The sequence below is a fragment of the Thermodesulfovibrio aggregans genome, assembly GCF_001514535.1.
Taxonomy (GTDB): Bacteria; Nitrospirota; Thermodesulfovibrionia; order Thermodesulfovibrionales; family Thermodesulfovibrionaceae; genus Thermodesulfovibrio; species Thermodesulfovibrio aggregans.
This window is the reverse complement of sequence record NZ_BCNO01000001.1, coordinates 314,484-322,500: the sequence shown is the minus strand read 5'-3', so window position 1 is coordinate 322,500 and position 8,017 is coordinate 314,484. Positions and strand designations below refer to the sequence as shown.

Annotated in this window: 6 protein-coding genes (1 of these 6 running past the window's edge); 2 read left to right on the top strand and 4 right to left on the bottom strand. The window is 34.2% G+C overall.

The window, feature by feature from the left end; genetic code table 11:
• Positions 1-1,223 carry the 3' portion of a transketolase gene (locus tag TAGGR_RS01570; protein ID WP_059175614.1) on the top strand. 607 nt of this gene lie to the left of the window's left edge, so the window shows 1,223 of its 1,830 coding nt (coding positions 608-1,830); its start codon lies off the left edge, out of view; its stop codon occupies positions 1,221-1,223.
• Here TAGGR_RS01570 and murJ read toward each other — a convergent pair.
• From murJ to mfd, 3 genes are read right to left on the bottom strand one after another with little or no spacing between them, the layout of a single operon-like run.
• Positions 1,210-2,760 carry a murein biosynthesis integral membrane protein MurJ gene (gene murJ, locus TAGGR_RS01565; RefSeq protein WP_059175613.1) on the bottom strand — a complete coding sequence of 517 codons (1,551 nt, stop codon included), beginning with the start codon at positions 2,758-2,760 and terminating at the stop codon, positions 1,210-1,212. The genes TAGGR_RS01570 and murJ overlap by 14 nt on opposite strands.
• A 1-nt stretch (position 2,761) precedes the next feature.
• Positions 2,762-3,487 carry a tetratricopeptide repeat protein gene (locus TAGGR_RS01560; RefSeq protein WP_059175612.1) on the bottom strand — a complete coding sequence of 242 codons (726 nt, stop codon included), beginning with the start codon at positions 3,485-3,487 and terminating at the stop codon, positions 2,762-2,764.
• A complete protein-coding gene (gene mfd / locus TAGGR_RS01555) occupies positions 3,484-6,600 on the bottom strand; it encodes a transcription-repair coupling factor (protein WP_059175611.1) in 3,117 nt (1,038 codons plus the stop codon). The genes TAGGR_RS01560 and mfd overlap by 4 nt, the downstream gene beginning before the upstream one ends.
• A 260-nt stretch (positions 6,601-6,860) precedes the next feature.
• Between mfd and TAGGR_RS01550 the strand changes: the two genes are divergently transcribed.
• Positions 6,861-7,775, top strand: a complete 915-nt coding sequence (locus TAGGR_RS01550) for a branched-chain amino acid transaminase (protein ID WP_059175610.1) — start codon at positions 6,861-6,863, stop codon at positions 7,773-7,775.
• A 2-nt stretch (positions 7,776-7,777) separates the two neighbouring features.
• Here TAGGR_RS01550 and TAGGR_RS01545 read toward each other — a convergent pair whose 3' ends face one another.
• The gene (locus TAGGR_RS01545) at positions 7,778-8,017 is read right to left on the bottom strand and encodes a hypothetical protein (protein ID WP_059175609.1); all 240 of its coding nucleotides are present in this window, start codon (positions 8,015-8,017) and stop codon (positions 7,778-7,780) included.

The window sequence follows — 8,017 nt, the reverse complement described above, 5'->3', positions numbered from 1 at the left end:
CAATATGCATTGATGGTCATAATTTTGAAGAGATTTTTAAAGCCTATGAAGAAGCTTTAAAGAGTGAGATGCCTTCAATGATAATTGCAAAAACAGTAAAAGGTAAGGGAGTTTCTTTTCTTGAAGATAAAGAAGGCAGACACGGAGTTGCTTTAACAGAGGAAGAATTTAATCAGGCCTTGAAAGAGCTTGGAGAAATAAAAAAGATTACAGTTTCAGTGAAAAAGCCTGAGAGCCTTAATTTCTGTTCACAATCTTTAGAAATAAAAGAGTTTAAAAAGAAATACAGCATTGGTGAAATGGTTGCCACAAGGCGTGCCTACGGTGAGGCACTTGTTAAGATATTCCCTGAATTTTCAAATATTGTTGTTCTTGATGCAGAAGTTAGCAACTCCACATACGCAGAAATATTCAAAAAATACTATCCAGAAAGATTTTTTGAATGCTTTGTTGCAGAGCAGAATATGGTTGGAATGGCAGTAGGGCTTGCTCTTAGAGGTAAGATTCCATTTGTTTCAACATTTGCAGCCTTTCTAACTCGCGCCTTTGACCATATAAGAATGGCACAGTACAGTGACGCAAACATTAAATTTGTGGGTTCCCATGCAGGAGTATCCATTGGACAAGACGGTCCCAGTCAGATGGGGCTTGAAGATATTGCAATGATGAGAAGTATTTTAAAAAGTGTTGTTTTATATCCAAGTGATGCAGTTTCTACTGAAAAACTTGTTAGAGAGGCAGCAAAATACAAGGGAATTGTTTACATAAGGACAACTCGCTCTGCAACACCAGTTATTTACGATTATGATGAGGAGTTTCCAATTGGGGGAGCAAAAGTTTTAAGGGTTTCAGATAGAGATTTATTTACAGTTATTGGTGCAGGAATAACGCTTCATGAAGCATTGAAAGCTTATGAAGAATTGAAAAGCAGAGGAATCTATATTAGAGTAATAGACCTTTATAGCGTAAAGCCTCTCAATACTGAAATACTTAAAAAAGCGTTAACTGAGACAAAGGCAATTATTACAGTTGAAGACCATTATCCTGCAGGTGGTATTGGAGAAGCGGTTAAATCTGAAGTTGGCTCTGAGAGAGTTTTCAGTCTAGCATGTTCAAAGATTCCAAAAAGTGGTAAGCCTGAAGAACTTTTAGATTATGAGGAGATTTCTGCAAAAGCTATAGTTGCTACTGTCAATAAACTCATGAATTTTAGTTCCTTCTGATCTTTTTTAAAATATAACTCAGCTCTTCATGTTTCATAAAATAACAGAGGACAAAATATCCAACTATGGCTACTGTAATTGCAAATCCAAGCCAGAGAAATTTAATGAGCATCTGTTCACTATGAAGCCATATATTTGGATTAAGATTGCAGATTAGTTTGGCAATTCCTATACTTACGAGCGAAGCAATAAGGCTTTTAATAAAAGATGGGATAATAGATGAAAAAGCGATTTCTTGTATTTTTCTTTTTAATAAAATGCTAAGCATTAGAAATTGCACTGTCGCAGCTATAGAGTAGGCAAGAGCTAATCCATTGTGTTTCATAGATTTCATTAAAACAAGAGAAACTCCAATATTGACAAGCATTCCGGTAGTTGCACATGCTACAGGAGTTTTTGTATTTTGCATAGAATAAAATGTAGCGGTTATTGTTCTTGAGCCAACGGTGCCAAGAATACCAAAGCTGTAAAAAAGCAGGGCAGAGGCAGTATTAATTGTGGCATTTAAATCAAATACACCTCTTTGAAATAATGTATTTACAATAGGTTCCTTAAGCATTATCAAGCCGATTGTAGATGGAATTGTAAGGAAAAAGAGAAACTTTAAGGCGAAGATAAAATCTTTTATAAGCAAGTCTCTTTTGCCTTCTGCAATATGTCCTGAAAGAGTTGGCAGTACTGCCATTCCTACAGCGACTCCAAAGATTCCAATGGGCAGTTGTATAAGCCTCATTGAGTAATAAAGATATGTAACACTGCCTTCTGGAAGAAAACTTGCTAAAATAGTGCTAACAAATATATTTATCTGATTTACTGTCATTGATAGTATTGTTGGGATTACAAGAATTGCAATCTTTTTTAAAGCAGGATGATACCTTGCTATCCCAAATTTAAAGCCATTTTTATAAAAAGACGGAACCTGAATTAGCCATTGGACAAAACCTCCCAAAGTTATGCCAACTGCTACAGAGATTATGGGATTAAAAAAAAATGAACTAAAACCTACTACAGCTACGATTGTTACGATATTTAAAAAGCATGGAGCAAGAGCGGGAATAAAAAATATGTTATTCGTGTTTAATGTGCCCATTGTAAGAGCAGCCAGACTTATAAAAAGTAAAAATGGAAACATTATTCTTGTAAGCAATACAGTTAATTGGAATTTCTCCTCATTAGCTGTAAATCCAGGAGCAATAAGTTTTACAATTAAGGGACTAAATAAAATTCCTAAAAGAGTAATTATACCTACGACAATAACTATAAAAGTAAAAAGACTTTTTACAATTTGTTTTGTTTCTTCTGGATTTTTTACTTGAGATTCCTTTAAGACAGGTATTACTGCTGATGACATTGAACCTTCAGCAAAAAGTTCTCTTAGTAAATTTGGTATTCTGAAGGCTACAAAGAAAACATCACTTAGACCGGTTGCTCCAAAATATTTTGCAAGAATCATATCTTTTATATACCCAAGAATTCTGCTAAAAGAAGTGGCTAAAGAAATTGCTCCTGCTGCCTTGACTATTCTTCCCTTTGCCATCTCAGTATTTTAATATCTCAAGAAGATCAAGAATGTCTTCCTTTGGCATATTTGTTTGCTGTGTGTTTAATTCTTCTTTAAGAGTTTTTGAAAATTTATCCACATCGCCTTTAAAAGAAGAGTCAAGTCTGATAGCATTTCTTAAAGTTTTTGCTGCTTCTGAGTATTGATTAAGTTTTTGGTATGTAAGTGCCATGTAAAGGTGGGCTTGAATGAGAAGAACATTTCTTTTTATTGCTTTATCAAAAGCATTTTTGGCTTCCTCGTAACGTCCAGTTCTGTAGTAAGATAGTCCCTGCCCAAAGTAGGCTTTATCCTGAGTTACGAATAGAGGATTATTTAAGGCTTTTTGAAACGCCTCTATTGCTTCCTTATGCATATTCAATTTTTGATAACAAATTCCCAGATTAAACCATGCATCAGCATAGTCCTGATCAAGTGATAAAGTTTTTAGAAACAGATCTTTTGCTGCTTCATATTCCTGAAACTCCATGTGAACAAGAGCTAATCCATGAAGTGCATTTTTGTTATTGGGATCAATCTGTAGAGCTTTATGAAATTCAGAGTAAGCAAGCTGATAGTTTTTTTCAATAAAATAGGCATATCCAATTTCAGTATGAAAATCCGACTCATTTATTTGCCTTATTCTTTCTTCTGGAGTGCAGGCAATTAAAAGAAGAAAAACCAGTAAGCTTAAAATTCTTTTCATAATTTTATAGTATATCATTTTTTCTCATCAAGCTTGTAAATTAGTCGGCTGAGAAAAGAAGTTAATTCATCAAGTCTCTTAATACTTACTTCAAAGCCGTTCTGATAGAACTTTAAATCTCTTACTATTCCTTTATTTTTAAATCCTGTCAGTGTATTCAAAAGCTTTGTTACAAAAGCAGGTTCAAGGTTTTCCTCAACAGTGAATCTAAATTTGTCTTTTGTTTGTCTGATTTGAGAAATTTTTATCTTTGATGCAAGAATTCGTATCCGGGCAGTTTTAAAAAGATTTTCAACCTCTTGAGGAAAATTGCCAAATCTATCATAAATTTCATCTTTAAGCTTTTGTAGTTCCTCTTCTTGCGAAATCTGGCTTAGTTTTCTATAAATTCTTATTCTCATTGAAGTCTCTTTTATGTATTCTTCTGGTATAAAAGCTGGCAAGGAAAATTTAATTTCAGGTAACTTCAAACTTGATAAAGCTTCACCTTTAGCTTCTTTTACTGCTTCATTAAGCATTTCTATATAAAGATCAAATCCCAATCTATTTATACCTGACTGCTCAACACCAAGAAGTTCACCGGCACCTCTTATTTCAAGGTCCTTTAATGCAATGTGGAAACCTGCTCCAAGATAGCTCATCTCCTGAATGGCTTTTATCCTCTTCTTTGCATTTTCACTAAGAGAGTCTTCTGATGGAATAATCAAATAGGCATTAGCTTGTATGGAGGACCTTCCAACTCTTCCTCTTATTTGATAGAGATCACTTAATCCAAAGGTGTGTGCTTGGTCAATTATTATTGTATTTACATTGGGGATATCAAGTCCTGCAGCTATAATTGAGGTGCAGAGTAAAACATCAATTTTCCCATCAAGAAAATCAAGCATTACTCTGTCAAGTACTTTTTCTTTCATTCTTCCATGGGCAACTGCAATTCTTGCAGAGGGTACAAGACTCTGAAGTTTTGATTTAACCAGCTCAATATCATGGATCCTGTTGTGAAGAAAATAAACCTGACCTGCTCTTTGAATTTCTTTTTCAATTGCTTCCTTTATTATTGAATCATTTTCGTGAATAACAAATGTTCTCACTGCAAGCCTTTCTTTTGGTGGAGTCTGGATTACAAATATATCCCAGAGTCCGCTCAATCCTATTTGAAGGGTTCGTGGTATGGGGGTTGCTGTTATTGTAAGAAGGTCAACTTTTGGATATTTTTCTTTTATTTTTTCTTTATGTATCACACCAAATTTTTGTTCTTCATCAATGATTAATAATCCAAGATCAAAAAACTCAACTTCTTTCAGAACAATCATGTGAGTTCCGATTAAAATATCTACTTTTCCGGTTTTCACATCTTCAATGACTTTTTTTATTTCTTTTGCTGAACGAAACCTGCTGAGATATTCTATTTTTACAGGAAAAGCTTCAAATCTTTTTTTAAAGGTTCTGTAATGCTGTTCACAAAGAAGAGTTGTTGGAACAAGGACTGCTACCTGTTTACCATCATAGACTGCTCTGAAAGCTGCTCTCATGGCTACTTCTGTTTTTCCATATCCTGCATCTCCACATAGAAGAACTTCCATTGGTAGAGGTTGTCTCATTTTTTTCAAAATTGCATCTATGGCGTTTTGCTGGTCTTCTGTTTCTTCGTAAGGAAAAAATTCATCAAAATTTTTATGAATTTCTGTGTCTTCAGAGTAAATAAAACCACGAGGAGTTTTTCTCTGTGCATAAAGATTTAAAAGTTTATCAGCAATATCTTGTATTTTTTTCCTTTCTCTTTCTTTTGCCTTTTGCCAGCGATTACTGCCAAGTTTATCAAGGGGTGGAACAAAACCATCTCGTGCAGAATATCTGTAAATTTTCTCAATATTCCAGGTAGGTACATAGAGAATGTCTCCTTCTTTGTATTCAACTACAAGTACATCTTCCTCAGTATCTTCATATTTCTGTCTTTTTATGCCACGAAAAATACCTATTCCATGTTCTTTGTGAACTACAAAGTCACCTTCATTTATTTCCAGTCCGTCAAGAGGAATTTTACTTATTGCTGATTTTTTCTTTTTGATTGGTTTTTCAGCAAACAATTCAAAGTCTGTAATAATCATTAAACTTTCTCTAAATAATCCTTCCTGAAGCTCAGATATGGTAGTGGCATATTTACCAGAGTAATTTCCAACTTCATTTTTATGAATTAATGGAGCAATAATGCCGTGGCTGAATAAAATCTCCTTTATTGTTTCAGCCTTTCCACGAGAACTCAGAGAAAAGATTATCGGAATTCCTAAAGCTTTTAAATTTTTGGGAAAATCAGATAGATTTTTTCTTTCATTCGGTAAAATGCCAAGTCCATAAAATGTTTTATCCCTTCCATCAACAGCTTGAGAAGAGAACTGGATAGGCAAATGGGAGATTTTAGTCACTTTCTTGCCAGGATTCGTTTCAAAAAATCTGCTGCCAACTATAAAGACATTATCAAATTCAAATAAATCAGTTAACTCTGTTTTGGCATCATTTTCCTTTGCTGGTATTATCCATATTTCATTTTTTTCTCTCACTGATAGTTGTGTTTCAGGATTAAAAATTTTTATCTCCTCTATTTCATCACCAAAAAATTCTACTCTCACTGGATATTCCTCTCCAATTCCCCATACATCAAAGACCCATCCATGTTCTGAGAATTCTCCTTCCTGTGTAACTAACTCCACTTGAGTATATCCCAAAGAAAGTAACCTGTTTCTTAATAATTCTCTCTCAATTGTAATACTCTTTTTTATGTGGATATTTTCAATCTGAGTTGGAATTTTTCCAGATTCAAGTGTAGTGATGATTTTTTTACTATTTTCATGCAGAATTTTAAACACTGCCACCAATCTATCATTTCCCTCAGATGGCAATAAAACAGTGTCATTTGGACGGTTGAAAAATTCAGAAAGACTTTTTATAGAGGAATAAAGTTTATAAGCCTGCTGTTCATTTTCTTCAAAGACAATATAGTTTTCTGCAAAACAAAGAAAAAGGGCAAAGGAAGTGATGGAAAGATTATAAATCTCTTCATTAGTTTGGATCAGGTTAGATATTTTTTCTACTTCTTTTAATAGCGTTTCATGAATACTCTCAGCATGGTTCATTAGTTATTTTATCATATTATTTTTAAAGGAGGGGGCACCCCTTAGGGGGCAGCTAAGGGGTGAGGGACATGTATGGGAGCCAAAAATAGAAAAGCCATGAAGTTCAAAGGGTTCATCCCTTTACCTTCATGGCTTAGCTTTTTAAATCCAACTTCTGTTGGATAATATAATTTTATCTAAAAAATTTTTTGATGTCAAGTCCTTCTAAAACTAAAAGAATTACTTGACTTAAAAATCAAAAATGGTGTTTAATATATGTCATGGTTCCTAAGACAGAAAAGATATGGATGGATGGTAAATTTGTAAATTGGGATGATGCAAAGGTTCATGTCCTTACTCATTCTCTTCATTATGGTTTAGCAGTTTTTGAAGGAATAAGGTGTTATAAAACAGAAAAGGGACCTGCAGTTTTTAGATTAAAGGACCATGTGGAAAGACTTTTTAAATCCGCCCATATATTCACTCTAAAAATTCCATTTACAGAACAGGAAATTTTTGAAGCAATAAAAGAAACTATAAGAGTTAATAAAATTGACTCTTGTTACATAAGACCAATAGTTTTTGTAGGTTACGGGAATATGGGAGTTTATCCCAAGAATAATCCTATTCAGGTGGCAATAGCTGTATGGAACTGGGGTGCCTACCTTGGAGAAGAGGGCTTACAGAAAGGCATAAGAGTTAAGACATCATCTTTTATCAGAAATCATGTAAACTCTAATATGTCCAGAGGAAAAGTAGCTGGATATTATGTTAATAGTCAACTTGCAAAAATTGAGGCAATTTCCTGCGGATTTGACGAGGCTGTTTTGCTTGATACTGAAGGATATGTTTCTGAAGGAAGCGGAGAGAATATTTTTATCGTTCGCAAAGGCATTCTTAAGACGACTCCTCTTACTTCAATCCTTGAAGGAATTACAAGAGATAGTGTTATTACCATTGCAAAGGATCTTGGAATTGAAGTTAGAGAAGAGAGATTCACCCGTGATGAACTCTACATATCAGATGAAGCTTTCTTTACAGGAACAGCCGCAGAGATAACTCCAATAAGAGAAGTTGATGGAAGAACCATAGGTTCAGGTAGCCGTGGTCCGATCACTGAAGAGATACAGAAATTATTTTTTGATATAGTTAATGGCAAAGTTTCAAAGTATCACCACTGGCTTGACTTTGTTTGATTTTATTTAAGTTTCATTCCCTCTGCTGCTTCATTAATATCACTGTCAGAGAGATGTTGATGGAGTTTTGATTTCTGCCCTTTTCTCAATTTATCAAAGAGTTCCTGTTTTGTCTTGATACTTTGTTCTTGAAATATTTTGTCAAGAGACTTATCATCTTTATGACATTTGTCGCATTTCAATGCAAAGGCATTACCGGATAAGAGAAAAAAAGCCATCAAAAATATGGTTATAGCACGCAT

Excerpts from the sequence above, each read along its gene's own strand:
- murJ (WP_059175613.1), bottom strand. The coding sequence starts at position 2,760 with ATGGCAAAGGGAAGAATAGTCAAGGCAGCAGGAGCAATTTCTTTAGCC.
- TAGGR_RS01560 (WP_059175612.1), bottom strand. The coding sequence starts at position 3,487 with ATGATATACTATAAAATTATGAAAAGAATTTTAAGCTTACTGGTTTTT.
- mfd (WP_059175611.1), bottom strand. The coding sequence starts at position 6,600 with ATGAACCATGCTGAGAGTATTCATGAAACGCTATTAAAAGAAGTAGAA.
- TAGGR_RS01550 (WP_059175610.1), top strand. The coding sequence starts at position 6,861 with ATGGTTCCTAAGACAGAAAAGATATGGATGGATGGTAAATTTGTAAAT.
- TAGGR_RS01545 (WP_059175609.1), bottom strand. The coding sequence starts at position 8,017 with ATGCGTGCTATAACCATATTTTTGATGGCTTTTTTTCTCTTATCCGGT.